This window comes from Catellatospora sp. NPDC049133 (genome assembly GCF_040648455.1).
GTDB classification, from domain to species: domain Bacteria; phylum Actinomycetota; class Actinomycetes; order Mycobacteriales; family Micromonosporaceae; genus Catellatospora; species Catellatospora aurea.
Map to the genome: position 1 here is coordinate 26986 of NZ_JBEZDT010000004.1, position 26188 is coordinate 53173.

General features: G+C 72.4%; 22 protein-coding genes. 9 read left to right on the plus strand and 13 right to left on the minus strand.

Going from position 1 to position 26188, the window contains the following annotated elements; translation table 11 throughout:
- Window positions 1-233: 233 nt before the first annotated feature.
- Together AB0B35_RS05280 and AB0B35_RS05285 are read left to right on the plus strand one after the other, a co-directional pair.
- The gene (locus AB0B35_RS05280; RefSeq protein ID WP_361040932.1) at window positions 234-1571 is read left to right on the plus strand and encodes an MFS transporter; all 1338 of its coding nucleotides are present in this window, start codon (window positions 234-236) and stop codon (window positions 1569-1571) included.
- Complete coding sequence (locus AB0B35_RS05285) at window positions 1568-2548, plus strand: hypothetical protein (RefSeq protein ID WP_361040934.1); 981 nt, start codon at window positions 1568-1570, stop codon at window positions 2546-2548. Before AB0B35_RS05280 ends, AB0B35_RS05285 begins: the two co-directional genes overlap by 4 nt.
- Before the next feature lie 21 nt (window positions 2549-2569).
- On the opposite strand, the gene AB0B35_RS05290 is transcribed toward AB0B35_RS05285, so the two are convergent.
- The gene (locus tag AB0B35_RS05290) at window positions 2570-4735 is read right to left on the minus strand and encodes an FUSC family protein (protein WP_361040936.1); all 2166 of its coding nucleotides are present in this window, start codon (window positions 4733-4735) and stop codon (window positions 2570-2572) included.
- A gap of 164 nt (window positions 4736-4899) precedes the next feature.
- Window positions 4900-5799, minus strand: coding sequence for an LLM class flavin-dependent oxidoreductase (locus AB0B35_RS05295; protein ID WP_360539842.1), 900 nt, complete (start codon window positions 5797-5799; stop codon window positions 4900-4902).
- Between the two features lie 80 nt (window positions 5800-5879).
- Between AB0B35_RS05295 and AB0B35_RS05300 the strand changes: the two genes are divergently transcribed.
- On the plus strand, window positions 5880-6587 hold the full coding sequence (locus AB0B35_RS05300; protein WP_361040938.1) for an SMI1/KNR4 family protein: 708 nt from the start codon (window positions 5880-5882) through the stop codon (window positions 6585-6587).
- 94 nt (window positions 6588-6681) lie between these two features.
- Window positions 6682-8088 (plus strand): FAD-binding oxidoreductase, encoded by a 1407-nt coding sequence (locus AB0B35_RS05305; protein WP_361040940.1) that lies wholly within the window; start codon window positions 6682-6684, stop codon window positions 8086-8088.
- Between the two features lie 13 nt (window positions 8089-8101).
- Here AB0B35_RS05305 and AB0B35_RS05310 read toward each other — a convergent pair whose 3' ends face one another.
- The 6 genes from AB0B35_RS05310 to AB0B35_RS05335 form a co-directional block, all read right to left on the minus strand.
- The gene (locus tag AB0B35_RS05310; protein WP_361040942.1) at window positions 8102-8482 is read right to left on the minus strand and encodes a RidA family protein; all 381 of its coding nucleotides are present in this window, start codon (window positions 8480-8482) and stop codon (window positions 8102-8104) included.
- A gap of 71 nt (window positions 8483-8553) precedes the next feature.
- Window positions 8554-9204: a hypothetical protein gene (locus tag AB0B35_RS05315; protein WP_361040944.1), complete on the minus strand. Its 651-nt coding sequence runs from the start codon at window positions 9202-9204 to the stop codon at window positions 8554-8556.
- On the minus strand, window positions 9201-10346 hold the full coding sequence (locus tag AB0B35_RS05320) for a hypothetical protein (protein WP_361040946.1): 1146 nt from the start codon (window positions 10344-10346) through the stop codon (window positions 9201-9203). The genes AB0B35_RS05315 and AB0B35_RS05320 overlap by 4 nt, the downstream gene beginning before the upstream one ends.
- Before the next feature lie 196 nt (window positions 10347-10542).
- Window positions 10543-12942 (minus strand): discoidin domain-containing protein, encoded by a 2400-nt coding sequence (locus AB0B35_RS05325; protein WP_361040948.1) that lies wholly within the window; start codon window positions 12940-12942, stop codon window positions 10543-10545.
- A gap of 244 nt (window positions 12943-13186) precedes the next feature.
- Window positions 13187-14260, minus strand: coding sequence for a serine/threonine protein phosphatase (locus AB0B35_RS05330; protein ID WP_360537063.1), 1074 nt, complete (start codon window positions 14258-14260; stop codon window positions 13187-13189).
- A gap of 45 nt (window positions 14261-14305) precedes the next feature.
- A complete protein-coding gene (locus tag AB0B35_RS05335) occupies window positions 14306-14515 on the minus strand; it encodes a DNA-binding protein (protein ID WP_360537065.1) in 210 nt (69 codons plus the stop codon).
- 65 nt (window positions 14516-14580) lie between these two features.
- Between AB0B35_RS05335 and AB0B35_RS05340 the strand changes: the two genes are divergently transcribed.
- From AB0B35_RS05340 to AB0B35_RS05355, 4 genes are all read left to right on the plus strand, one after another.
- On the plus strand, window positions 14581-15579 hold the full coding sequence (locus AB0B35_RS05340; protein ID WP_361041559.1) for a zinc-dependent alcohol dehydrogenase family protein: 999 nt from the start codon (window positions 14581-14583) through the stop codon (window positions 15577-15579).
- 80 nt (window positions 15580-15659) lie between these two features.
- A complete protein-coding gene (locus AB0B35_RS05345) occupies window positions 15660-16601 on the plus strand; it encodes an ABC transporter ATP-binding protein (RefSeq protein WP_361041561.1) in 942 nt (313 codons plus the stop codon).
- Entirely contained in the window at window positions 16601-17389 is a 789-nt protein-coding gene (locus AB0B35_RS05350) for an ABC transporter permease (RefSeq protein ID WP_360537067.1), read from the plus strand. Before AB0B35_RS05345 ends, AB0B35_RS05350 begins: the two co-directional genes overlap by 1 nt.
- Window positions 17386-18156: an ABC transporter permease gene (locus AB0B35_RS05355; protein WP_361040951.1), complete on the plus strand. Its 771-nt coding sequence runs from the start codon at window positions 17386-17388 to the stop codon at window positions 18154-18156. The genes AB0B35_RS05350 and AB0B35_RS05355 overlap by 4 nt, the downstream gene beginning before the upstream one ends.
- A gap of 280 nt (window positions 18157-18436) precedes the next feature.
- Here the strand turns inward: AB0B35_RS05355 and AB0B35_RS05360 are convergent, their stop codons facing one another.
- Window positions 18437-18910, minus strand: coding sequence for a DIP1984 family protein (locus tag AB0B35_RS05360; RefSeq protein WP_361040953.1), 474 nt, complete (start codon window positions 18908-18910; stop codon window positions 18437-18439).
- 418 nt (window positions 18911-19328) lie between these two features.
- Here AB0B35_RS05360 and AB0B35_RS05365 point away from each other — a divergent pair, with 418 nt between their 5' ends.
- Window positions 19329-21578, plus strand: coding sequence for a cellulose binding domain-containing protein (locus tag AB0B35_RS05365; RefSeq protein ID WP_361040955.1), 2250 nt, complete (start codon window positions 19329-19331; stop codon window positions 21576-21578).
- A 496-nt stretch (window positions 21579-22074) separates the two neighbouring features.
- Here the strand turns inward: AB0B35_RS05365 and AB0B35_RS05370 are convergent, their stop codons facing one another.
- From AB0B35_RS05370 to AB0B35_RS05385, 4 genes are all read right to left on the minus strand, one after another.
- Window positions 22075-22554, minus strand: coding sequence for a hypothetical protein (locus AB0B35_RS05370; RefSeq protein WP_361040958.1), 480 nt, complete (start codon window positions 22552-22554; stop codon window positions 22075-22077).
- Window positions 22555-22716: 162 nt separating this feature from the next.
- Window positions 22717-23985 carry an MFS transporter gene (locus tag AB0B35_RS05375; RefSeq protein WP_361040961.1) on the minus strand — a complete coding sequence of 423 codons (1269 nt, stop codon included), beginning with the start codon at window positions 23983-23985 and terminating at the stop codon, window positions 22717-22719.
- Window positions 23986-24176: 191 nt separating this feature from the next.
- Window positions 24177-25214, minus strand: a complete 1038-nt coding sequence (locus AB0B35_RS05380) for an MBL fold metallo-hydrolase (RefSeq protein WP_361040964.1) — start codon at window positions 25212-25214, stop codon at window positions 24177-24179.
- A gap of 28 nt (window positions 25215-25242) precedes the next feature.
- Window positions 25243-26172 (minus strand): SDR family NAD(P)-dependent oxidoreductase, encoded by a 930-nt coding sequence (locus AB0B35_RS05385; protein WP_361040967.1) that lies wholly within the window; start codon window positions 26170-26172, stop codon window positions 25243-25245.
- Between the last annotated feature and the right edge of the window lie 16 nt (window positions 26173-26188).

A 26188-nucleotide genomic window follows, 5' to 3' on the forward strand; every position in this document is an offset into this window, starting at 1 on the left:
CCGGCACACGTTCGGGTGAACAGCGTGGGTGAGTCGGATGAGCGTCCACAGCCGACCGGCTGCTGTGACACCGTCTGTTCATCGGAAGCACGCCCGCTGGTGGCGTGTGCGAGAGCCCTGCGTACCGCGGGCGGCTCAGGATGTGCCCGACGCGGGGTGGCCGCGGCGTGCCGTGAAACGGCGCCCGCCGGGCGGTCCGGGTCGGTCCCATCTGCACCGTCGTCGCGGACGCCATGCCGCGGGAGGAGCGCAACCGCGTGTACCTGTCCACCGTCACCAGTCCGGCCGCCACACCCCCGGCGGACAGATCCGGCAGACGCCGCTTCGCCAAGGTCGGCGCGAACGTTTTCGCCCTGGGCACGGTCAGCCTGATCACCGACGTCTCGTCCGAGATGGTCACCGCGGTCCTGCCGCTGTACCTGGTGCTGGGCCTGCAACTGAGCCCGCTGGCGTACGGCATGATCGACGGGATCTACACCGGAGCGACCGCGCTGCTGCGCCTGGTCGGCGGGTACGTCGCCGACCGCACCCGCCGCCGCAAGGCCGTCGCGACCCTCGGCTACGGCCTGTCGGCGGTGGCCAAGCTCGCGCTGCTGGCCGCGGGCCGTTCGGTGCCCGCGATCGGGCTGGTTATCGCCGCCGACCGCACCGGCAAGGGCCTGCGCGCCGCGCCACGCGACGCCATGATCACGCTGTCCACGCCGCCGGAGGCACTGGGCAGGGCGTTCGGCGTGCACCGCGCGATGGACAGCGTCGGGGCGTTCCTCGGCCCGCTGGTCGCGCTCGGCGTGCTGGCCCTGGCCGCGAACTCGTTCGACGCGGTGTTCGTGGTCAGCTTCTGCGTCGCGGCGCTGGGCGTGATGGTGCTGGTGCTGTTCGTCCGCGACCGCCGGGAAGCCGTGCCCGCCACGGCGAAGGTGTCGGTGCGCGAAGCCGCGTCGCTGCTGCGCGACGCGCCCGTGCGCAGGCTCGTGCTCGCCGCCTGCCTGCTCGGCCTGGCCACCATCGGCGACGGCTTCGTGTACCTGCTGCTGCAGCGCCGCGAGGAGCTGAGCACCGTCTGGTTCCCGCTGCTGGCCGCCGGGACGAGCCTGGGCTACCTGCTGCTGGCCGCGCCGCTGGGCGTGCTCGCCGACCGGATCGGCCGGCTGCCGGTGATGCTCGGCGGCTACGTCGCGCTGACCGCGGCGTACCTGCTGCTGTTCGGACCGCTGGGCGGCACGCCGCTGCTGGTGCTGACGCTCGCCCTGTACGGCCTGTTCTACGCCGCGACCGACGGCATCCTGATGGCGCTGGCCGGGCCGGTGCTGCCGGACCGCCTGCGCACCACCGGCATCGCCCTGATCCAGACCGGCCAGGCCCTGGCGTACCTGCTCTCCTCGGTCCTGTTCGGACTCGCCTGGCAGACCTGGGGACCGGCCACCGCATCCCGCGTCGCGGCGCTGGCCGTAGTGCTCGCCGTGGCCGCCACGCTGCTGCTGCTCGTGCCCCGCGGCGGGGCCCGGGGCGAGGCCGCCCTGGACGCGTCGACGGCCGTGCACACCCAGCAAGAGCAGGAGGCCGCCCGATGAGCGAGCTCAGCACGCGCACCAAGGTCATCGTCGCCGCATCGGTCACCGTGGCACTGGCCGCGGTCGGGATCGGCTACGTCCAGCTGGCCAGGAACAAGGCCACCACCGCATCGCCCGTGCCCGCCGCCGCCGTCACCCTCGACCCCGGCCCGCGGCTGCTGGTCGTCAGCGACCGGCACGCGACCACCGTGTCCCGAGATGACCCGTCCGGACCCCGGCAGGTGTCCGGCATGGAATGTGTGCGCGTCTACGCCGCCGCGGGCACCGGCGTGTGCATCCAGCCCGAGACGGCCTGGTCGTACCAGCTCGTGGTGCTCGACCGCGAGCTGCGGGCGACCCGCTCGTTCGCGGTGCCCGGGCTGCCCAACCGCGCCCGGGTCTCGGCCAGCGGCCGGATGGTCGCCTGGACGACCTTCGTCGGCGGCGACTCCTACAGCACCGGCGGCTTCTCCACCCGCACCGGCATCCTGGACACCCGGACCGGCGCGCTGGTCACGACGCTGGAGGAGTTCGCGGTCACCCGCGACGGCAAGCCGTACCGCAACGTGGACGTCAATTTCTGGGGCGTCACCTTCACCGCCGACGACAACGCCTTCTACGCCACCATGGCCACCGGCGGCAAGCGCTACCTGGTCCGCGGCGACTTCGCGGCCCGGACCCTGCGCACGGTAACCGAGAACGTGGAGTGCCCGTCGCTGTCGCCCGACGGCACGCGGATCGCGTTCAAGCAGGCGGTCGGCGGCGACCCGCAGCGCGGCTGGCGGCTGTCCGTGCTGGACCTGGCCACCCTGGCGGTGACCAACCTGGCCGAGACGAGCAGCGTCGACGACCAGCCGGCGTGGCTCGACGACGGCACGGTGGCGTACACCCTGCGCGGCCCCGACGGCACCCCGTCGATCTGGTCCGTGCCCGCCGGCGGCACCGGCAAGCCGGCCCTGCTGCTCGACGAGGCCGAGTCCCCCGCCGCCCTCGGCTGACCCGGGTCAGCGCCACCAGGGTCAGCGCCACCAGGGGCGGCGGCGCTGGTCGGCGAGGGCGTGCGCGGGCGCGACCAGGTCGGCCAGGTGCAGCTCCAGGTGGCGCAGGTGCTCGCCCACCCAGCGGCGGCGCAGCCGGTGCAGCGGCGTGCCGCCGCCACCCGTCCCGAGCACCTCGTCGTCGGGCGGGCTCGGCGGAACCAGCGGTGGCGGCATCGGCCCCGTCGGCTCACCGACCTGGTCGGCGAGGCTCGCGTAGAAACCGGCGAGCGCGTCGGCGTGGCGCAGCAGCGCGTCGCAGCGCGGGTCCGGGGAGGCGTCGCGCGGGGTCAGGTCGTCGAGCGCGTTCGCGGTCTGGCGCAGCCGCACCCCGGAGATGACCAACCGCCACAGGCCTGCCCGGTCCATCCGCTTCGACCCGGGTTCGGCCAGGTAGCCGCGCAGCGCGTCCTCCAGCCGGAACGCCGTCGCGGCGGCCCGGACCGCGAGGGTGGGCGGTTGCGTACGCCGGCCGAGCGCCCACGCCACCGCCTCGGTCAGATGCGCCCCGCCCTCCCTGAACATCTCCGCGACGTCGTCGCGCACCAGGTCGCCGGCCCCGCGCGGCCAGACGAGCAGCCCGGCGACGAGGCTGACCAGGCAGCCGATCGCGACGTCCTGCAGCCGCACCAGGCCCAGCGTCCAGCCGGTCGGCGCGAGGATGTTGTAGAGCACCAGGATCACCACGGTGAACGCCGCCTGGCTCGCGACGTCGGGGAGCTTGCCGGGCCCGTACGCCACCACGAACACGGCGACAGCCAGCGCGCCCCAGCTCGCCCACGGTGACGGGCCCAGCAGCGGCAGCAGCGCCGCGCCGGCCGCTACCCCGGCCGCCGTGCCGACGATCGCCTTGACCGCCTGCGTGCCCGTCGACGCCGCGCTGGTACGCAGCACCGACAATGCCCCCAGCAGCACCCAGAACCCGCTGCGCACCCCGCTGAGCTGCACGATCACCACTGCCGCGGACAGCGCCAGCGCGCCGCGCAGCGCGTTGACGAACCACACCGAGCGCAGGCTCGCGTTGCGCAGCACGATCCCGGCGACACCGGCCAGGGTGACCAGCCGGCGCAGCGGCGGCCGGTCCGGCCGGGCCAGGCCGTACCAACGCCGCACGCTGCCACCGACGGTCAGCGGGTCGGCTCCCCGGGTGGCGATGAGCACGTCGGTGGCGAACGCGCGTACGCAGTTGGCCGTGGTCTGCCCGTAGAACGCGACGACCAGCTCCATCGCGTCCGCGTCCGGCTGCCCCGGGCCGGTCAGCCGGGCCACGCTGTCGGCGCACGTCTGCTCCAGCCCTTTGAGGTCCGGATCGACCTGCTCGCCGCGCAGCACCGCGGCGGCCTGGCGCAGCACCTGCGCCGACGCCTCCAGCGGGGCCCGCTGCGTCGGCGGCGCGTCGCGCAGGTCGCCGACCCGGTCGATGCCGTCGCTGACCAGGCCCTTGCACCATTCCAGCTGGTTGACCGCGCCCGCCATGGCCTGGTCGGCGATGACCAGCCCGCTCGGCCGGTACGGGGCCGACACGAACAGCGCCATCATCCGGTGCGTGGCGTCGGCGACGCCTGCCCGCAGCTCCGGCAGCGCGGCCCGCAGCGCCCCCGCCTCCAGCAGGTCGGCCAGCCCGACGGCCAGGGTCGCGGTGGCCTGGCGCAGCTCCGCGCCCGCCGAACGAGGCGCCATCAGCACCACCGCCAGGCCGCCGACCCCGGTCGCGAGCACCCACCCGGCGACCCGGTCGCCGATGACGTCCGGCGGCGCGGCCGCCGACGCCGCCAGCATGTACGGCAGCATCGCCGCGGCCGCGCCGGAGGCGTCGTTGGGCCCGATCACGGCGGCGAAGTACGAGGTGAACGCGACCACGGCGGTGGCGATGGCGGCGGCCACCACCGAATGGCTGACCAGCGTGCCGATCACGATCAGCACCGCGCCCACGGCGGTGAGCATGGTGTGCGCCACGGCCCGGTCCCGGCGGGTGCCGCCGAACGACGCCAGCACCAGGCTCGCGAACCCGCCGAACGCCGTGAACGTCGCCACCTGCGGCGACTTGATCACCAGCAGGGAGAACGCGAACAGCGCGGGCACCAGCACTGCGGCCCGCAGCCCGCGCACCGCGGCCGTCGGCGACCACAGCGCCCGCCACCAGCTCACCCGGCCGCCCCGCAACCCGCGCGGCGGGGCGGCCGACCGGCCGCCGCGCTGTGCTCGTTCACGCCATCAGCGTCTCCCGGATCGGACGGCGGCGCGGCCGGTTCCGCACGAGTGGGTGGCCGACGAAAACCAAGAATCCTGCCCGACCGCCCGCCCGAGCCCGGTCAGATCCGTGCCAGCGGGGCCACCTCCTGCGCGGCGAAGGCCATGAAACCCTCCGGGTCGGGGTCGTCGGGGGTGGGCTGCAGCACCACGGTGTCCGCCCCGGCCGCGGCCCAGGCCCGCACCGCCTCGGCGACCTGCTCCGCGCTCCCGGCCACGCCGTGGCCGTCCATGGTGTCGTAGCCCCAGCGGACCCGCTCGGCCTCCATCCGCGCCGCCGCGTCCCGGCCCGTCGCCGCGTGCAGGTAGACCACGACCCGGTGGTAGTCCGTGCGCCCGGCCTTCGCCCGGCCCTCGTCGATCAGCCCGCGCGCCCGGCGCACCTGCGCGACCGTGGTGCCACCGGTCAGGATCGTGCCGTCGGCGACCTCGCCGGACAGCCGCAGCGTACGGTCACCGGTCGCGCCGGACAGCAGCTCGGGGCGCCGCGGCGGCGGCCAGTCCAGCGCCACGCCGTCCAGCCGCACGTATCGGCCCTGCACGGTGACCCGCTCACCGGACAGCAGCGCCCGCAGCGCGGTCAGGTGCTCGCGCAGCAGCGCCATCGGCGACTCGGCCCGCGCGCCGACCTGGCCCATCCAGTCCTGCACCCCGTGGCCGACCCCGACCCGGGCCCGGCCGGGAAACAGCCGGTGCAGGGTCGCCAGCTCCATCGCGGTGATCGCGACGTTGCGCAGCGGCACGGGCAGCAACCCGACCGCGACGGTGAGCCGGTCGGTCCAGGCCAGCGCCGCCGCCACCGACGTGATGCCGCTCTCCAGGAAGCAGTCCTCCCACAGCCACAGCTCGTCGAGCCCGGCCTGGTCGGCGGCCTGCGCCACCGACCGCAGCCGCTCGGGCGGCAACTGCGGCACGAACACCGCACCCACTCTGGTCTCAGGTCGTGCGTTCACCTCGGTCACGCCGATCATGATGGCGCAGAGGCGGCCGCCAGACCAGACGAGCCGGTCAGGCACGCCGCCGATACGCCATGATGCTCGGCGTGACCGAGGACGAACTGCTCGACCTGCTCCGTGCCCGCGTGGCCGCCGCAACCGCCTGGCGCGGCCCGGTCGAACTCGCCACACCGGGAGCGATCGCCGAGGCAGAGCACATGATCGGCCTGCCGCTGCCGCCGCTGCTGCGCCGGATCTACCTGGAGGTCGCCAACGGCGGCTTCGGACCCCGCGACGGCGTCCTCGGCGTGGGCGAGAACGCCTGGTCGGACGACGGCGGGGACATCGTCGACCACTACGGCGACTTCAGCTCGGCACCCGGCCATCCGCGGGGCCTGGTGCCGGTGTACGAGGTGGGCTGCGCGATCTGGTGGCTGCTCGACTTCCGCGACCCGGCGGGGCCGATGTGGGGCTGGGACCCGGGTGGCTGCTGCATCGAACACGCGCTCGCACCGCAGGGGCCGACCCTCGCCGACTGGCTCGCCGAGACCCATGACGGCGGCGAGGCCCGGGAGATCGAGCAGCCGTGGGTATGCCGGCCCCGCCCCGTCTGGCCGCCCGTGCGCCCGCCGCGCCGGTCACCACCGGCCGACCCCACGCCCAGCGGCCCACCGGAGATCGCCGCCGACCTGCGCAAACGGTCCGCTGTGCGCATTCCTCCCACGGCCACGCCGCGACGTCCTGCCCCTGGCCGCGACCCCCGGCCCCGGTGGAGCCTGAGCCCGGATGCGCCACCCCGGAGCGACGAACCCTGATAACGCCGACTGCCCCGTTCCGGCGTGATCAAGCAGGCCGGGCCGCTAGCGTGGACAGAGGGCCGCGACCGGCCGCCTGTCCAGGCTGAGCGCCATGCGGCCCACCGCGACTCCGACGGGGGGCACCGAGATGGCCGCATCGACGCTGGAGCAGCTGCGAGCACGGATCTCCGGGCAGGTGATCACGCCCGGCGACGAGGGCTACGACGAGGCCCGCACCGTGCACAACGCCATGTTCGACCGGCGGCCCCGCGCGGTGGTGCGCTGCACGAGCACCGCCGACGTGCAGGCGGTGGTCGACTTCGCCCGCGACAACGGCCTGGATCTGGCGGTACGCGGCGGCGGGCACAGCGTGCCCGGGTTCGGCACGGTCGACGACGGCATCGTGGCGGACCTGTCCGGCATGCGCGCCGTCACCGTGGACCCGCACGCCCGCACCGCCCACGCGGGCGGCGGCGCGACCTGGGGCGACTTCAACGCCGCCACCGGCGCACACGGCCTGGCCTCGACCGGCGGCATCATCTCCACCACCGGTGTCGGCGGGCTCACCCTCGGCGGCGGCATCGGCTACCTCGCCCGCGGCCTGGGCCTGTCCTGCGACAACCTGCTGTCCGCCGAGGTCGTCACCGCCGACGGGCGGGCGGTGCTGGCCAGCGAGAAGGAGCACGAGGACCTGTTCTGGGCGCTGCGCGGCGGCGGCGGCAACTTCGGCGCGGTGACCTCGTTCGAGTTCGCGCTGAGCCCGGTCGGTGAGATCTACGGCGGCCCGATGTTCTTCGAGCTGTCCGCCACCCGCGACCTGCTGGCGTTCTTCCGCGACTTCATCGCCGACGCGCCCGAGCAGTACGGCGGTTTCCCGGCGTTCCAGATCGCTCCGCCGCTGCCGTTCATCCCCGCCGACCGGCACGGCGAGCCGTTCATCGCGATGGTGAACTGCTGGACGGGGTCCACGGCCGATGGTGAGCGCATCATCGACCGGATCCGCGCGGTCGCGCCGCCAGTCGCCGAGATGGTCGGCCCGATGCCGTACGCGGCCCTGAACAGCGCGTTCGACGGTCTGGTGCCGCCGGGGCTGCAGCACTACTGGAAGGCCAGCTTCGTCAAGGAGCTGACCGACGAGGCGATCGACGCCCACGTGGCGCACGGGCCGAAGGTGCCCGTCGTGAACTCGACGGTGCACATCTACCCGATCAACGGCGCCTGCCACCGGGTCGCCCCCGACGCGACCGCCTTCGCGTACCGCGACGCGAACTTCGCCGTGGTCATCGCCGGGATGTGGCCCGACCCGGCCGCCAACGACGCCAACACCGCCTGGGTCCGCGACTACCACGCCGCCACCGCGCCCTTCTCTGAGGAAGGCGGCTACATCAACTTCATGGCAGGTGACGACCAGGACCGGATCCGGGCCAACTACCGCGGCAACTACGACCGGCTGGTCGAGGTCAAACGCGCCTACGACCCGGACAACCTGTTCCACCTCAACCAGAACATCCGCCCGTGACCCGCGGCCGGGATCAGTCGCCGAGGTAGATCACCGCGTCGAGTTCGATGTCGAACCCGTTGAGCGCCACCGGCAGCGTGGTCCGCGCGGGGAGGTTATCGGTGCCGAAGAACTCGACGTAGATCTCGTTCATGGCGGCGAAGTCGGCGAAGTCGCGAAGGTACACCCCGACGCGCACCGCCCGGCTCAGGTCGCCGCCGGCGGCGCGGGCCACCTCGGCCAGGTTGGCGAACGCGGCCCGGGCCTGCTCGGCGAACGCGCCCTTGACCCAGGTGCCGTCCGGCAGCACCGGGCAGGCCCCGGCCAGGAACGCGAAGTCGCCCGCCACGACGGCGTGCGAGTACGGGCCGCCGGGCGGGGCCGCCCCGTCCGCCTTGATGATCTTCTTCGGCATTGCAGGGGCCTCCGGGTCGGGAATCGACGTGCAGCCCGACAATCATGGCAGTGCCGCCCGCGGCGGGCGCGTCAGCCCACGGCGGGCGGGTCGGGCGACACAGGCGTGCCAGGCTTCGCCGGAACGTCGTGCGACACGTCCACCAGCGCCACACCGCCTCCCCCGAGCCGCAGCTCCCGCCGCAGGTCGACGGCCTGCTCACGCTCGGCGACGGTGTGCTCGGCCGCCGGTGCGGAACAGCGCACCCGCAGTTCGCCACGGGCGGTCGCGTCCCCGGCGGTGAGCGCGGTGAGGCGGCCCGCCTCGACGACAGCCGCCAGCGCCGTGACGGTGAGCTGCAGCGTCACCGCCGCGGTCAGGGTGGTGACGACCGAGCCGCTGACGACGACGTCCACCTCGGCCTCGTACTCCCAGGGCATGGTGAAGCTGCGGATGCTCACCTCGCGCCGCAGGCCGGGTTGGTCGCGGGTCTCCCGGGCGGCGGCCAGCAGCGCCGACCTCGTCCGCCACGCGCCGACGAACACGTCGGACACCTCGACGTCCAGCAGCTCCGCGACCTTGGTCAGCACCGCGCGCGCCAGCGCGGCCGCGGGGGCCTGCGGCTGGTCGGTCACCATCCCCACCCCGGCCAGGCGTTCCGCGGCCGCCTCCAGCTCCCCGGCCGCCTGGCCGGGTTTACCGGGGATGAACTCTCCGAAGACGATCTCCCGGACGGTGGTCACACGTCCTCCCGGTAGGCGTCGTCGCGATAGCGGAACCGGGCCGTGCGGACCACGACCTCGATCAGCGGCGGGGGCGGCGCGGACCGCCGGCTCACCCGGCGCAGCACCACCAGCAGGAGGAACAGCAGTAACGCGAGCAGCCCGGCACCGAGCGCGAGCGCCTTGTTCCGCTTTGCCCCGGTGTCGGGGATCAGGTCGCTGACGGGCTCGCTCGGCTGGACGACGTTGCCGAGGCAGACCGGTTCCACGCTCATCCGCACGGGGGTGTCCTGCGGTGTGGTCCCGCTCAGGCGCACTCTCCAGGCGTCAGCCGACACTGGTCCGTCCATGAGGGCGGCCTGGCCGCTCAGCGGGCCCTCGGACACGATCCGGTAGCCGCCCCCGGTCAGGACCGCGCCGCCGGGGCATTCCGCGGTCGCGTCCCCGGAACGCGGCACCACGCAGATGTTCGCGGCCGCGCCGACGGCACACGACGGTGACGCCGACCCCAGGTCGACGACGACGGCTGCGGCGGCGACGGCGACCACCGGGCCGTTGTGGCAGACCACGAGGGCGGTGACCGAGGAGCGGGCAGGCAGGTTCGCGGGCACGGTGAGGTCGAGGGCCCAGCCCCGCGCGCCGGCGGGGTGGCTGCCGTCCACCCTGGCCGCGCCGAGCCTCGGGTACCAGACCGACCAGTAGCCGCCGCCCGTGCGCACCGTGCCCTGCGGGCAGACCGCCTCGACGGACGGGTCCGACGGTTCCGCCTGGACACCCGTGTACACCCCGGCGGTGCTGTCGCCGCCGCTCAGGCAGACGGAGAAGACCTCCAGCGTGCGGACGGTCTGGCCGGTGTTGACGACGCCGACGGTCCACGCCCGCGGTGCCGAGCCGTCGCCGACCGGGGTGCCCTGGCCGTCCGACGGGTGGCTGGCGATCACCCGCAGCAGCGGATCACCGCCTGCGAAACCACCGCTGACCAGTTGCTCTTCCGGCCCGCAGGGCATCGTGACCTGCTGCGGCGCGGCATCCGGGCCGAACTCGACGGTGCGGCTGCGCACCGCCACCGCGCCGATGCCGGCCTGCGCGGGGGCCGCCACGACGACCGACGCCGCCACGGCGAGCAGGGGCAGCGCGACTCTGAGCAGCGCGAGGGTACGCATCGCGACCAGAGTCCCATGCGGACGGTCCCGGCGCTGTCCCCCGACCGACAGCTCTACGCGCGGCGGCAGGCGGCCGCCGTGTCGGGCACGCCCGGGGCAGGGCGTGTCCGGCACGGCGGCCGGTGTGCTGGCCCGCGGTCCGCGTCGGCGTCGCGGACCGCGGGCCGGTTCTTCGACCCGCCGGGGACGGCGGCGGTCAGCTCGCCCAGACCTCGAACTCGGAGAGCTGCCCGGCGGGCCAGCCGGTGTTGGCGGTGAAGTTCAGCCGCACGTACCGGGTGGAGGTCGCCGGGAAGGTGATGGTCACCGTGTTGCCCGAGGACGGGTTGAACGTGTACCCGGCCGAGTTCACGATGGTGCTGAACGTCGAGCCGTTGGCGCTGCCCTGCACGGACAGCGTCTGGGTGCGGCTGGCCCACGCCGACGGCGGCGGCAGCTTGAGCACGATGCGGCTGACCGTGGTCGCCGCGCCGAGGTCGACCTGCAGCCACTGCGGGAACGCGTTGTTGGCGCTCTCCCAGTACGAGTCGGCGTTGCCGTCGACGGTGTTGCCCGGCCCGTAGTTCTGGGTGTAGCTGCTGGCCTGGGTGGGTTTGTTGCGGGCCAGGTTGGACGCCGGGGCGGCGCTGGTGGTGGCGGTCGCGGTGTTCGACGGCGACGACGTGTTGCCGGCCGCGTCCTGGGCGGTGACGGTGAAACTGTACGTCGTCGACGGGCTCAGCCCGGTCACCGTGTACGACGTCCCGGTCGCGCCCGCGACGACGTTGCCCGCCTGGCGCACCTGGTAGCCGGTGACGCCGACGTTGTCGGTGGACGCCTGCCAGGACAGCGACACGCTGCTGCTGGTCTGCCCGGTGACGGTCAGGTTGCCCGGCGCGCTGGGGGCCTGGGTGTCGTTCTGCGGCGGCTGCGCGGTGCCGTACACCTCGAACCCGGCGCACTGCGCCGCGGGCCAGCCCGTGTTCCCGCTGATGGTGAGCCGCACGTAACGGGCGGTGGCCGCGGTGAAGTTCAGCGTGACGGTGTTGCCCACGGCCGGGTTGAACACCACCCCGGCGGAGTTGACCAGCGTGGCGAATGTGGAGCCGTTGGTGCTGCCCTGCACGGACAGCGTCTGGGTGCGGGTCTCCCAGCCCGCGGGCAGCTTCAGCACGATCCGGCTGACCGTGGCGGCCGCGCCGAGGTCGACCTGCAGCCACTGCGGGAACGCGTTGTTGACGCTCTCCCAGTACGTGGCCTGGTTGCCGTCGACCGCGTTGGCGGGCACGAAGCTGCCGTTGGTGCTGCTGGCCGAGGTGGGCTTGCCGCGCGCGAGGTCGGACTCGACGGGCGGCTGGCCGCCGACGACCGGCTGCGTCGGCCGGACCGCGGTGAGCGCGAGCTGGCCCTTGAGCATGCGGCCGCCGTCGGCGGTGATGCGCAGGTAGTAGTCCGACGAGCAGACGGTGCCGTCCTCGTCGAGGGTGACGATGCCGGAGTTGGTCGGCACCTGCGAGGCGTTCTCGGCGGTCTTGGCGATCTGGTTGCCCTCGTTGTACTCGTCGAACATGGACACGTACAGGCCCTGCGCGCCGACGCGGATCATGTTGTAGAGGTGCCGCCAGTAGAAGTCACCGTGGTAGCGGTGGTGCGAGGACAGGTCGCCGGGCATCACGCACGGCTGGTAGTCGATGCCCCGGTTGTTGCACTCGGCCTGGTCGGGGACGTTGACGTTGGTGTAGAACCAGTCCAGGCCGTTGACGTCGCCGGTGCGGCCGACCATCCACGGCGAGATCATGTTGAACGCCGTGTACACGTCGAAGAAGCCCGCGCGGGAGTCGTTGATCCCCTGCCGCCAGTAGGTGGGGACGCCGCCGATGACGTAGCAGCCCTGGGCCTTGAACCAGTTCAGGACCTCCAGGCAGGCCGCGGGCGCGAACGGGCGGCCCGGGTCGTTGAAGCCGAAGCCCCAGATGCACACGACCGGCTTGCCGTTCTGGCGGGCGTACGCCGGGGACGAGGTGTACGCCGACATCTTGGTGGTCCAGTCGGTCTTCAGCTCCGACTGCATGTTCGTCCAGTTGGTGACGTCGTACATGATGTAGAACTTGCGCCCGTACGCCTCGGCGGCGGTGCGGACCTTGGCGGCCATCGCGTCGCGGGTCGGGCCCTCGCCGCCGAACGGGTTGAACCGCTGCAGCGCCGCGGTGTCGCAGCCGTGCTGCTGCATCCACTGGAAGTGCAGGTTCACCGTGGACTGGTCGTAGGACGAGAACAGCTTCGCGGGCTGGCCGCTGCCGAGGTTCGCGTACGCGGTCTGGTATTGGGCGGGGTAGTCGCGCATGTCCGGCCAGGACACGATCGCGTTGTTGCTCGGCGACGGCGGCTGGCCCCAGTTGTTGCTCCAGTGCCACCAGCCGTTGATCGGGGCCCCGTCGCCGGTGCAGGCGAACCACCCCTGGTAGCCGACCGATATCTTGCCGACGACGTCGCCGGGCGGGCTGGCCGCCGCGGCCGGGGCCGCCGCCGTGAGCCCTCCGGCGATGGCGCCGCCTGTCGCGGCCAGCGCCGATCCGGACGCCACGGAGGTGACGAACCTCCGCCGGGATACTGCCATGACGCACTCCCTTCCTGCACAGCCGGAGGGTGGCGTGGCGCGGGAGCGTGGCACCCTCCGTCACCGGACATCGGATGTCCGGCAGCGAACGGCGGTGAGCGGGACCGCATCCCCGGGCGGGGATTGGCAAAACCCTATGCCCGTGTCCCGGGCACGGCAAGATGTCGACGGAAACAATTCCAAAACCGACTCGCAACATCACCGTTTGTAGCACCGTTGCGTGCAAGTGCTTGCACGACCGGAGTCATCGGGTCAGTGCGAGCGCCACCTCGGCGGCCGGGTACGGCGTGTCGAGCACGCCGCCGAACAGCTGCCAGTAGAAGTCGTTCATGATCGAGGCCACCGGCGCATGCCGGACGATCATGTCGGCGAGCTCCGGCACCACACCGTCCGGCCGCTTCCCGGCGGCGCACTCGCGGATGTAGGCGTTGCGCTCGGCGGGTCCGCCGTCACCGGGCACGGGCACGCCCACCACCCGGTGGACCAGCCAGTTCACCAGGGTCATCCGGACGTACCCGGCGTCGTGGTCAGCGTGGTGGGCCAGGAACGCCGATTCCTGTGGGGACAGCGCGAACCGGGACGACACCGCCAGCCCGAAGTCGGCGAAGTAGACGCGCCGGCCGTCGGTGAGCAGGTTGCGCAGGTGGGCGTCGAAGTGGTGCAGACCCTGCGCCCGCAGGAAGTCCACGCCGTCGACCATGCCCTGCTCCATCATCCGGCAGGCCGCGATCAGCTCCTCGCCACCGGCCGCCAGGGGCCCGGCCAGCCAGTCGCCGAGCTGGTGCGGGAGGTGCTCGAGGAACAGGACCAGGCTCGCCGAGGCCGCCGCCAGCGCCTCCAGCCGCTCGCGGACCGCCTGGTCGCCGCCCAGGAACGCGACCGTCACGTCGAGGTCGGCGTGCTCGGCGGGGACGGCCGGGGCGCCGGGCAGCACCCGCCAGTGGTACATCAGCGGGAAACCCGGGTTCCGGCCGGCCAGCACCCAGTTGGTGGCGAGGGTGTTCGCGGCCAGCTCGCGCCAGGCCCCGAAGCCGGGCGAGACGATGCCGTACTGGCAGTGCGTGGGCAGCCCGTGCAGGTTCGCGGTGGAGCGCACGTGCTCGGGGCGGCGCTCCAGGTCGGTCAGCGGGATGCGTTTGACGAACACGGCCGTCCCGCCCACGTCGAGCCGGGCCGTGACACCGCCGATGCCCACGCCGACCACTTCCGCCGCGGCCAGCCGGTCGGCGAGTTCGGCGTCGCTGAGCAGCGCGAGCGCGGCCGAGGCGGCGTAGTGGCGGGCCAGCCGCGCGCCGTACGCCAGGCCGTCGTCTCGCATGGTGGTCCTCCCCCGTCGTCGTGACGGGAGACTACCGGCAGATGATCATTCGCGCTCGTCGGCGAAGCCGAGCCCGCGCTCGGCGAGCGCCTCGCGCAGGATGCGGATGGCCTTCGGGCCGACCCCGTGCAGGTCGAGCAGGTCTTTCTTGGTCAGCTCGGAGATCGCGGACAGTGTGGTGTGACCCGCCAGGTCGAGGGCCCGGTTCGCCGGTGCGCTGATCTTCGGGATCTCGTCGCCCGCCGCTGTGCTCATGGCACCGATCGTAGATCAGGGCCCCGACATGGCCTGGTCCGGCGATGATGGAGGGTGTGGAGACCATGGCCGCGTGGGAGGTCGCCGCGCCGGGGCCGATCGCGACGCGCCCGCTGCGGGCGGTGCGCCGGCCGGTGCCCGAGCCGGGCGCGGGCGAGCTGCTGGTACGCGTACGCGCCTGCGCGGTGTGCCGCACCGACCTGCACGTCGCGGAGGGCGACCTGCCGCCGCACCGCAGCCCGGTGGTCCCCGGCCACCAGGTCGTCGGCGAAGTCGTCGCGCTCGGCGACGCCGTCACCGGCTGGGCGGCCGGCGAGCGCGCGGGCATCGCCTGGCTGCGCCACACCGACCAGACCTGCGTGTACTGCCGCCGCGGCCAGGAGAACCTGTGCCCGGCCTCCCGCTACACCGGCTGGGACGCCGACGGCGGCTACGCCGAGTACGCCACCGTGCCCGCCGACTACGCCTACCGGCTGCCGGAGGGTTACGACGACGCGCATCTCGCGCCGCTGCTGTGCGCGGGCATCATCGGTCACCGGGCGCTGCGCCGGGCGGAGCTGCCGCCCGGCGGCACGCTGGGCATCTACGGCTTCGGTTCGTCGGCGCACCTGACCGCGCAGGTCGCGATCGCCCAGGGCGCGACGGTGTACGTGATGACCCGCTCGCCCGCCGCGCGCGAGCTGGGCCTGAGCCTGGGCGCGGTATGGGCGGGCGGCGCGGACGAGCCGCCGCCCGTGCCGCTGGATGCGGCGATCCTGTTCGCGCCGGTCGGCGACCTGGTGCCACCGGCACTGTCCGCCCTGGACCGGGGCGGGACGCTGGCGATCGCGGGCATCCATCTCACCGACATCCCGGTGCTGAACTACGAGCGGCACCTGTTCGAGGAGCGGCAGCTGCGCAGCGTCGCCGCGAACACCCGCGACGACGGGCGCGAGTTCCTGGCCCTGGCGGCGGCACACCCGCTGGCGGTGAGCGTGACGCCGTACCCGCTGGACCGGGCCGATGCGGCGCTCGCGGATCTGGCGGGCGACCGGGTCGAGGGCGCGGCGGTGCTCATACCGTGAAGTATGAATTTTGCTTGAGCATGTAAATTTCTTGCACATTTCGCATCACATTTTCTACGCTGCTGCCTGTGTCAGACGTGATCGCAGAAGCCACGGGGCTCGTCAAGACCTACCCGCCGCGGGACAAACGTTCCGCCCCCTTCACCGCCGTCGACGGCATCGACTTCGCGCTCCAGCGGGGAGAGGCCTTCGGCTTCCTCGGCCCCAACGGCGCCGGCAAGTCCTCCACCATGCGGATGATCGCCTGCGTCTCCCCGCCCACCGCGGGCACGCTGCGCGTGCTCGGCCTGGACCCGGCCACCGACGGCCGCCGCATCCGCGCCCGGCTCGGCGTCGTGCCGCAGGACGACGCGCTCGACAGCGAACTCAGCGTGCGCGAGAACCTGCTCATCTACGGCCGCTACTTCGGACTGCCCACCCGCCTCATCGACGAGCGGGCAACCCAGCTGCTGGACTTCGCGCAGCTGTCCGACAAGGCCGGCGAGCGCGTCGAAGCGCTGTCGGGTGGCATGCGCCGCCGCCTCACCATCGCCCGCTCGCTGATCAACGAGCCTGAGCTGCTGCTGCTCGACGAGCCCACCACCGGGCTCGACCCGCAGGCCCGGCACGTGCTGTGGGACCGGCTGTTCCGGCTCAAGCAGCAGGGGGTGACCCTGGTGCTGACCACCCACTACATGGACGAGGCCGAGCAGTTGTGCGACCGGCTCGTGGTGATGGACGGCGGGAAGATCGTCGCCCAGGGCTCCCCCGCCGAACTGATCGCGAAACACGCCACCCGTGAGGTCCTCGAACTGCGCTTCGGCATCGGCGAGCAGGCCGCCGCCCTCGACAAGCTGCGCCAGTCGGTGACCGGCGACCGGATCGAGGAGCTGCCCGACCGGCTGCTGTGGTACACCGCCGAGGGTGACGCCGCGCTGTCCGCCGCGCACGCCCTCGGCCTGACCCCGGTGACCGCGCTGGTGCGCCGGGCGAGCCTGGAGGACGTGTTCCTCGCCCTCACCGGCCGGACGCTGGTCGACTGATGACGACCGCCACCAAGTCGCCGGGCATGGCCCTGCGCTTCTACCGCTACTGCTGGCTGCACTACCGGCGCAACTGGAAGGGCACCATCGTCATCAGCGTGGCCAACCCGCTGCTGTTCCTGGTCGCCATCGGCGCCGGGCTGGGCGCCGTGGTCGGCTCGCACGTCGACGCCCTGGGCGGTGTCAGCTACCTGGCGTTCTTCGCCCCCGGCATGCTGGCCGCCGCGTCCATGCAGAACGGCATGATCGAGTCCGCGTTCCCGGTCAGCTACCAGCGCATGCCCGGCCGGGCGTACCCGGTCGCCGTGTCCACGCCGCTGGAGCCGGTCGACGTGCTGCACGGGCACGCGCTGTTCATGGCCGTGAAGATCGCCATCGGCGCGGCCGCGTTCTGTGCGGTGATGTTCATGTTCGGGGTCGCCGCGTCGCCGCTGGCCGTGCTGGCGCTGCCCGCCGCGGTGCTCACCGGGTTCGCGTTCGCGATGCCGGTCGCCGCCTGGGCGGTCACCCTGCCCGACGTACGGCCCGTGCAGACCCTGTTCAAGTGGGTGGTCATGCCGCTGTACCTGTTCTCGGGCACCTTCTTCGCCACCACCCAGCTGCCCGAGGCCGTGCAGCACCTGGTCGCGCTCACCCCGCTGTGGCACGGCGTCGAACTGTGCCGCACGCTCACCCTCGGCACCGCGACCTGGGCCGGGAGCCTCACCCACACCGCGTACCTGGCCGCCCTGGCGCTCGCCGGCTACCTGGTGGCCCGGCGCACCTACCACCGCAACCTGCACCCGTGAAGGGACCCCTGATGCCCGCAGCGCACCTGATCGTCCTGCGGCACCTGTGGGTGCTGCGCAAAGGGCGGCCGTGGAACCTCGCCGTCAACGGCGTCTTCGAGCCGTTCCTTTACCTGATGTCGATCGGCGTCGGCATCGGACAGCTCATCGACGGCGACGGCGGCGCGATCGCCTACGCCGCGTACGTCGCCCCGGCGCTGCTGGCCACCTCGGCCATGAACAGCGCCATCAGCGAGACCACCGGCTCGGTCTGGTGGCGGCTGCGGTTCGAGAAGTTCTACGACGCCATCGTCACCACCCCGCTGACCGTACGCGACATCGCGCACGGCGAGATCGCCGCGTCGGTGCTGCGCAGCACCCTGTCCGCGGCCTGCTTCCTGCTCGTGATCACCGGGTTCGGCATGGTCCACTCGTGGTGGGCGCTGCTGGCCCTGCCCGCGTGCGTGCTGGTCGCGTACGCCTTCTCGGCGGCGGGCATGGCCGCGATCACCGTCATCCGCGAGTTCCACCACCAGCAGTACCTGCAGCTGGTCATGCTCCCGATGTTCCTGTTCGCGACCACGTTCTACCCGCTGTCGGTCTACCCGGCGCCCCTGCAGCCCGTCGTCGCTGCCCTGCCGCTCTACCAGAGCATCGAACTCCTGCGCGGCCTCACCACCGGCGACCTGCGCCCCGGCATGCTCGTCGCCGTCGGCTACCTGCTCGCCATGGCCGCCCTCGGCTCCTGGCTCGCCACCCGCCGCCTGTCCCGCCTCCTCCTGCCCTGAGCGCAAGGAAGGGCACCTTCACAACGCTCCGCGTTGTAGAAGGTGCCCTTCTTGACCTGGGTGAGGTGCGTGCCCCGAGCCCGCCCTCGCCGTCGTGGATCTGCACGCGGTGGTGTGCTGTTCCCTGTGCGCCATCACATGTACGCCATGGGGGCATAAGTGGTGACCGGGGAGTTGAACCCCCGCGCTGCCCTTCGCGCGCCGGAGAAAGTGGACCGGAACCGCCGGCCCTCGGTAGTGCACGCCTCCGCGACGGCTACCTGCTTCACCTCCCCAGGAGTCAGTCGACGAGGTCGGCCTCCCAGTTGGCGCGCTGGATGTCCACGTCCACCTCGCGGATGTCACGGGCGAGCCGGTCGGCCTGGGCGCGCAGCTCGGCCACCGACAGCGCGGTGAGCATCTTCAGTTCGGAGCGCAGCTGGCGTACGGCCATGCCGCGCTGGTCACGGCCCGCGGCGGCGTCGGCCGCGGCGGTGATCACCGAGTGCCGCATCCGCAGCACGTCGCGGCGGGCCAGCGCCTCGGTCAGGGTGAGCCCGCCCGCCGTGCTGACGGTGGCGTTGGTGCGGTTGATCCGGCTGATCAGCGTCTCCAGCTCGGTCAGCACCTCACTGGACTCGGCCAGCAGCGCCGCCGCGTCCTCGGCCGGCTCCTCGCCCTCCTGGTAGCGGGCGCTGCCGACGATCCGGGCGCGCAGCTGCTCCACCCGGCGTACGGCGTCGGCACGCAGCGCCAGCGCTTCGGCAAGCTTCACCGTGGTACCTCCCCGTGTGATCAAGATGGCGAGGTTACCGCAGGTGACGCGCCCGGTGCACGTCGCTTTCCGGGCCGCGACCGGATCGCGCGGCCATCACCGCAGGCCACGGCCTCGCGGTGATGGGAAGGGCACCTTCCACAACGCATGGCGATGGGAAGGTGCCCTTCCTTCGGGCTGGGCGGCGGGTGGAGGGTTGCTTGTGGCCGGACATCGACAGGTCTAACATCCTTGCCGGGAGCAGGGCACGCTACCGCGTTATGGGCGAAACGGATGCACCGGGCATGCATCCGCGCCAGGCCGATCCCGTACCGCACCGGGACCGCGACACACCGCGCCCGCGACGGAACCCGCCTGGACCATCCCCGATCTCCGTGCCGGGCGTCGCCCCGGTCCACCCATCCTCGGGAGAGGCATCATGCCCACTCGTACCCGACGGCGGCTCGCGGTGCTCACCGCCGCCACCGTCACCGTCCTGACCGCCGGCGTCGTGACCGCGGTCAGCGCCCAGGCGGCCGCGGGCTGCCGCGTCGACTACGCCGTCACCAACCAGTGGGGCGGCGGCTTCGGCGCCAACGTCACCATCACCAACCTCGGCGACCCCGTCAACGGCTGGACCCTGACCTGGTCCTTCACCGCCGGGCAGGCCGTCACGCAGCTCTGGAACGGCAGCTTCACCCAGTCCGGCGCGAACGTGTCGGTAACCGACGCCGGCTACAACGGCCCCATCGCCACCAACGCGAGCACCGCGTTCGGCTTCAACGCCTCCTGGAACAACACGTCCAACCCGGCCCCGGCGAGCTTCGCGCTCAACGGCACCACCTGCACCGGCGCACCCGCGCCGACCTCGGCCGCGCCGTCGGCGTCACCGCCCGCGTCGCCTTCGGCGTCACCGTCCGCGCCCGCCTCGCCGAGCCCTTCGCCGTCCGGCCCGCCGCCGTCGGGGGCCAAGCAGATGGAGGACCTGAACCGGGGCCTGGTCAGCGTCCGCTCGGGCAGCGCCAACCTGGTCTCCTGGCGGCTGCTGGGCACCGAGTCCTACAGCACGGGCTTCAACGTGTACCGCGGCGGCACGAAGGTGAACTCCTCGCCGATCACGAACTCCACCAACTACCTGGACAGCGGGGCGGCCGCCGACGCGTCGTACACGGTGCGCGCCGTCGTGAACGGCACCGAGCAGGCCGCCTCGGCGACGTCACTCCGCTTCACCGGCGGCAACTACCTCGACGTGCCGATCTCCGCGCCCGCGAGCGGCTACTCCGCCAACGACGCCTCCGTCGGCGACCTCGACGGCGACGGCCAGTACGAGATCGTGCTCAAGTGGGACCCCGACAACGCCAAGGACAACTCCCAGTCCGGCGTCACCGGCAACGTCTACGTCGACGCGTACCGGCTCAACGGCAGCCGCATGTGGCGCATCGACCTGGGCCGCAACATCCGGGCCGGGGCGCACTACACCCAGTTCCAGGTGTACGACTACGACGGCGACGGCCGCGCCGAGGTCGCCATGAAGACCGCCGACGCGACCCGCGACGGCGTCGGCACGGTCATCGGCAACGCCAGCGCCGACTACCGCAACTCCAGCGGCTACATCCTGACCGGTCCGGAATACCTCACCATGTTCAACGGCCTGAACGGCGCGGCCCTGTCCACGGTCAGCTACGAACCCGCCCGCGGCACCGTCTCGTCCTGGGGCGACAGCTACGGCAACCGCGTCGACCGCTTCCTGGCCGGCACGGCGTACCTCGACGGGGCGCGACCCAGCCTGATCATGTCGCGCGGGTACTACACCCGTACCGTCATCGTGGCCTGGGACTTCCGCAACGGCTCGCTGACCCGGCGCTGGACGTTCGACTCCAACAGCGCCGGCAGCGCGTACGCCGGGCAGGGCAACCACCAACTGTCCATCGGCGACGTCGACGCCGACGGCCGCGACGAGATCATCTTCGGCGCGATGACCATCAACGACAACGGCGCCCCGCTGTGGAACACCGGCCGCGGCCACGGCGACGCCCTGCACGTCGGCGACCTGGTCCCCGGCCGCGCCGGGCTGGAAGTCTTCAAGGTCAGCGAGTCCACCAGCCAGCCAGGCTCCTGGCTCGCCGACGCGCGTACCGGCCAGGTCCTGTGGTCCACGGCCTCCGGCGCCGACAACGGCCGCGGCGTGGCCGGTGACATCTGGGCCGGCAGCCCCGGCGCGGAAGCCTGGTCGGCGTCCGACACCACGCTGCGCAACGCCGCCAACGGCGCGTCCCTCGGCCGCGAGCCCAGCTCGATCAACTTCCTGGTCTGGTGGGACGGCGACCCGGTCCGGGAACTGCTCGACCAGACCCGCATCGACAAGTACGGCACCGGCGGCGACACCCGCCTGCTCACCGCGAGCGGCGTCGCCTCCAACAACGGCACCAAGGCGACCCCGGCCCTGTCCGGCGACCTGTTCGGCGACTGGCGCGAGGAGGTCATCTGGCGCACCAGCGACAACACCGCCCTGCGCATCTACGCCACCACCAACACCACCGACCGCCGCATCCACACCCTGATGCACGACCCCATGTACCGCGTAGCCATCGCCTGGCAGAACACCGCCTACAACCAGCCGCCCCACCCCAGCTTCTTCATCGGCGACGCCATGCCCACCCCACCCACCCCCAACATCTACCTCCGCTAGCAAAGGAAGGGCACCTTCCCATCGCCATACGTAGAGGAAGGTGCCCTTCTTAACGCCACAGGCCTGTTGGCCTGCGCCGCCGTGCCGTCACGGTGCGCGTGACCGATCCGGCGAGCCCTCGGCCGGCGCGGCCGTCAAGGTCATCCGACTTGCCGGGCACCTGTGCGTATCTTGGGCGCGCTTTCACCCGGTTGCCCGGCAAGTCGAATGATCTTGGTGTGGTGACCGCCCGGCTCAGGTCTCGGCCGTTGCCGGCCCGCCCGGCAGACCAGCCGGGCACCCGGACGCGGTTGTCCACCGCCCGTTTGGCGATGATCGCGCCGACGCAGCCATTCACCTCCCTCGGCGGTGAAGGCCTCGGCACCGATGTCGACATTGGATGGCGTCGGCTCGATCCGCCGTGGCATGTCCACCTCCACGCCGTGACCGCATGTTGCGAAGGAGTGTGGAGGCCGCGCTCGGCAGCGCGACCTCCACGAATCCTCAGCCGGACTGATCACATATCGATGTAGAAGCGCTGGGTCTGGCTCTCGTTCACTCCGTAGGCACCGGTGTTCGCGTCGTAGCGCCCGACCTTGACCTCGACGGTGTAAAGGTATCCAGCTGGCAGACCTGCGCTGAACGTCCAGCTGCGGTCTATTTTGGTCCCTGCGCCATTCGTGTTGTCGAAGGCCCGATTGCTAACCATGTATTCCTCGTGAACGCACCAGCACTCCAGGAAGATGTTCACCCAGACGCGCGCGCGGTATCCGTCGGCACTCGTGTCCCAGATGCTCACCTCGCCCTTGATGTCGCCGTCCACGGCGTAGAAGTAGCCCTCGGCCCTCGATCGCGCGACCCCGCCATTGACGTAAGTCGTGGAGACGATCGTGCAGTATCCATCGCATACCACGTTGATCGACGCGTTGGCCGGCGTGGCCCCGACGGCGAGGACCGCGGCGAAGGCGGTCAGCGCCGCCACTATCGCGTTGCGCATACTTCGCGCGAATCGAGATCGCATCATTTGCTGCCCCGTTCCAGTAATTGTTGCGTACCGATGTCCATCTCAACGTATTTACATACGACAGTCGGCACAAGACCGTTAAGCGGGAGCTTAATAGCGCAGGTCAGCTCAGTCCCCGAATTGTCCGCGCACCTTTCACACACCATCCGGCAGTCGGCGGGCGTCGCCCTGCTCGACCGGGGCACCCGGTGTACCAAGTGCACGGTCCGACCGCGCCCGGAACAGCGGGGTGCACAGCGCGGTCGCCGCGGTCGCAGTACACAGCGCGCCCGCCGCGATCACGGTCGCCGACGAGCCGTAGCCCGCGGCCGCCGCCGTCAGCGCCGCCGCGCCCAGCGGGGTCAGGGCCGAGTGCAGGGTCCAGAACGCCGAAGTGACCCGGCCGAGCAGCGGCGCCGGGGTCACCTCCTGCCGCAGCGACATCGACGCGATGCCGGCCACGGCGCTGCAACCGAGCACGGCGGTCGCGGCGGCGGCCACCACCGGCACCCGCCCGGCCAGCCCGATCCCGACCATGGCGACGCCGCACAGCGCCCACGCCCCGGTCCACGTCGGCGCGAAGCCGTACCGCCGCCGCAGCCGGGTCACCGCGACCGACCCCAGCAGGGTGCCCACGATGCCGACCGCGAGCACGTAGCCGACGGTGCCGTCGCTCTGGCCGAGGTCGTGCTTCAGCCGGTAGATCACCACGTCGGTAAGGCCGAAGGTGAGGCTGCTCAGGACGGTCAGCAGCACCGTCATCGGACGCAGGATCGGATGGCGCGCGATGAACCGCACCCCGGCCAGCAGCACGTCCAGCGGCCGCTCGCCCTCGGCCGGGTCCGCGGGCGCGCCGACGGGCCGCAGGCGAAGCAGGACCAGCACCGCCGCGGACACCGCGAAAGTGGCCGCGTCGACCGCGATCGCCGTGGTCGGGCCGAACCGGCCGGAGAGCAGGCCGGCCAGGGCCGGGCCGACCAGGTATGCCGTGGACGACGCCGCGAACAGCCGGCTGTTGGCGTGGGTGATCTCGTCGGCGGACACCAGGCTGGGCACGACGGTCACATGCGCGACCCGGAACACCATGCCGAAGGCACTGGCCAGGGGCAGCATCAGGTAGAGCAGCCAGGGCCGCGGCCCGGCGAGCCAGATCAGCGGGATGCTGCCGTACAGCAGCAGTCTGGCCAGGTCGCACCCGACGAGCAGGCGTCTGCGGTCGAACCGGTCCACGACGACGCCGGCGAAAACGCCGGTGACCAGCGTCGCCGCTCCGCCGAGCGCGGTGACCACGCCCATCTGCGCGACCGAGCCGGTGGCGTGCAGGACGAGCAGCGGGATCGCGACGTACGAGAACGAGTCGCCGAGCGCGGACAGCGTCTGTGCCACCAGCAGCGGCCACAACCCTCGCCGACGCGCGCGCGGCATGCTCGCCTCTGTCGCTGTCAGCGCCGCCTCCCCCGCAGTTCCGCGCTGTGAACGTAAACCGGCGCGGTACCGCGGCGGTAGCGGGCGTCCGTCCCGCCATACGCGCCGAACGTCCTGCTCAGCCGGTGCGGGCAGTCAAGAAGGGCACCTTCTTATACGCGGAGCGATAAGAAGGTGCCCTTCCTTTGATTTCAGGCGAGGGCCTGCCACCAGGGGTCGAGGGCGGGTGGGGCGGTGGCGTCGACGCGCTCGCCGGGGCGGGGGACGGCGAGGTTGACGTCGCGGGCCTTGGCCTCGGCCCAGAGCCGGTCGACGGGCTCGGCCCACGGGTGCAGGGCCAGGTTGAAGGTCGCCCAGTGGACCGGGATCAGCAGGTCGCCGCGCAGGTCGAGGTGGGCGGCGACCGCCTCCTCGGGGAACATGTGGATCTCGGGCCAGCCCTTGTCGTACGCGCCGATCTGCATCAGCGTGGCGTCGAACGGGCCGTGGCGCTCGCCGATCGCGGCGTAGCCGTCGAAGTAGCCGGAGTCGCCGGTGTAGAAGACGCGGCGCTGCTCACCCGCGATGACCCAGGAACTCCAGAGGGTGCCGTTGCGGCGCAGGGTGCGGCCGGAGAAGTGGCGGGCCTCGGTCGCGGTCAGGGTCAGCCCCGCGACGTCGGTGCTCTCCTCCCAGTCCAGCTCGATGATCCGGTGGTCGGGCACGCCCCAGCGCTCCAGGTGCGCGCCCACCCCGAGCGGCACCAGGAACGGGGCCTGCTGGCTGCGGGTCAGCGCCTGCACGGTGGGCATGTCGAGGTGGTCGTAGTGGTCGTGCGAGATGACGATCGCGTCGATGCGCGGCAGGTCAGCCAGCGCCACCGGCATCGGGTGCAGCCGCTTCGGGCCGATCCCGGGAGTCGGCGAGCACCGGTCGCTCCACACCGGGTCGAGCAGCACCCGCGCGCCCTCGATCTCGACGAGCACGGTGGCGTGGCCGTACCAGGTCAGGTGCAGCCCGTCGGCGGACGTCGCGGCCTCGCCGGTGACCAGGGGCACCGGGGCGCTGGGCCGGCGGCGCTCGCCGCCGGTGAGGAACTCGCGCACGCTGGGGCGGCTCTCGCCGCCGACCATGGTGCGGGTGGGCGTGCTGTTCTGGAAGGAGCCGTCGCGGAAATGCGGCGACCGGCGCACCCGCTCGGCGCGGGCTCCGCTGGGGGTCGCGCCCAGTGCGGCGAGGATGGCGGGCATGTCGGTGTCCTTAGTGGTCGGTGGTCGGTCAGACAGGGAACGTGACGCCGGTGAGCTGGAGCGACTCCTGCCACAGACGGCGCTGGGCGAGCTTGTCGTGCGAGCGGGAGCTGGAGCCGACGCGCTTCGGGAAGCCTTTGACCTCGCCGATACCGTCCGGTCCGTAGTATTCCCCGCCGCGCGCGAACGGGTCGGTCGCCGCGCGCAGGGTCGGCAGCGCGCCGCGCTCGGCGCTCTGGGTGATCAGCGGTTCGAACAGCGGGTACAGGAACCGGATCAGCGGCGGCGAGTTGCGGACGAGTTCGGTGCCCGCGCCGCCCGGATGCGCGGCGACGGCAGCGGTGTTCGCACCGGCGACCTCCAGGCGGCGCTGCAGTTCGTAGGTGAACATCAGGTTGGCCAGCTTCGACGCGCCGTACGCGCGGTGGCGGCCGTAGGAGCGCTCGGACTGCAGGTCGTCGAAGTCGAGCCGGCCGGTGCGGTGGCCCATGCTGCTGATCGTGACGACCCGGGAGCCGACGACGGGCAGCAGCCGGTCGAGCACCAGCCCGGTGAAGGCGAAGTGGCCCAGGTGGTTGGTGCCGAACTGCAGCTCGAACCCGTCGGCGGTGGTGCTGCGCGGCGTCCACATCACGCCCGCGTTGTTGACCAGCAGGTCGATCTCGGGGTGGCGGGCGCGCAGCTCGGCGGCGGCCTCGCGGATCGAGGCGAGCGAGGACAGGTCCAGCCGCAGGAACTCGGCGCGGGCTCCGGGGACCGCCGCCGCGATCCTGGCGAGCGCGTCGTCGGCCCGCTCGGGGTTGCGGCAGGCGAGGACCACGGTCGCGCCGCGGGCGGCGAGCACCTTGGCGGCCTCGTACCCGATGCCGGTGTTCGCACCGGTGATCACGGCGACGCGGCCTGCCTGGTCGGGCACGTCCGTGGCGGTCCAGCGGCCCGCCGTGGCTGTGGCGTTCATGGCGTCTCCTCGGAGT

Excerpts from the sequence above, each read along its gene's own strand:
- AB0B35_RS05385 (WP_361040967.1), bottom strand. The coding sequence starts at position 26,172 with ATGAACGCCACAGCCACGGCGGGCCGCTGGACCGCCACGGACGTGCCC.
- AB0B35_RS05330 (WP_360537063.1), bottom strand. The coding sequence starts at position 14,260 with ATGCGAGACGACGGCCTGGCGTACGGCGCGCGGCTGGCCCGCCACTAC.
- AB0B35_RS05365 (WP_361040955.1), top strand. The coding sequence starts at position 19,329 with ATGCCCACTCGTACCCGACGGCGGCTCGCGGTGCTCACCGCCGCCACC.
- AB0B35_RS05280 (WP_361040932.1), top strand. The coding sequence starts at position 234 with ATGCCGCGGGAGGAGCGCAACCGCGTGTACCTGTCCACCGTCACCAGT.
- AB0B35_RS05340 (WP_361041559.1), top strand. The coding sequence starts at position 14,581 with ATGGCCGCGTGGGAGGTCGCCGCGCCGGGGCCGATCGCGACGCGCCCG.
- AB0B35_RS05335 (WP_360537065.1), bottom strand. The coding sequence starts at position 14,515 with ATGAGCACAGCGGCGGGCGACGAGATCCCGAAGATCAGCGCACCGGCG.
- AB0B35_RS05380 (WP_361040964.1), bottom strand. The coding sequence starts at position 25,214 with ATGCCCGCCATCCTCGCCGCACTGGGCGCGACCCCCAGCGGAGCCCGC.
- AB0B35_RS05285 (WP_361040934.1), top strand. The coding sequence starts at position 1,568 with ATGAGCGAGCTCAGCACGCGCACCAAGGTCATCGTCGCCGCATCGGTC.
- AB0B35_RS05375 (WP_361040961.1), bottom strand. The coding sequence starts at position 23,985 with ATGCCGCGCGCGCGTCGGCGAGGGTTGTGGCCGCTGCTGGTGGCACAG.
- AB0B35_RS05370 (WP_361040958.1), bottom strand. The coding sequence starts at position 22,554 with ATGCGCAACGCGATAGTGGCGGCGCTGACCGCCTTCGCCGCGGTCCTC.
- AB0B35_RS05310 (WP_361040942.1), bottom strand. The coding sequence starts at position 8,482 with ATGCCGAAGAAGATCATCAAGGCGGACGGGGCGGCCCCGCCCGGCGGC.
- AB0B35_RS05305 (WP_361040940.1), top strand. The coding sequence starts at position 6,682 with ATGCGGCCCACCGCGACTCCGACGGGGGGCACCGAGATGGCCGCATCG.
- AB0B35_RS05350 (WP_360537067.1), top strand. The coding sequence starts at position 16,601 with ATGACGACCGCCACCAAGTCGCCGGGCATGGCCCTGCGCTTCTACCGC.
- AB0B35_RS05320 (WP_361040946.1), bottom strand. The coding sequence starts at position 10,346 with ATGCGTACCCTCGCGCTGCTCAGAGTCGCGCTGCCCCTGCTCGCCGTG.
- AB0B35_RS05325 (WP_361040948.1), bottom strand. The coding sequence starts at position 12,942 with ATGGCAGTATCCCGGCGGAGGTTCGTCACCTCCGTGGCGTCCGGATCG.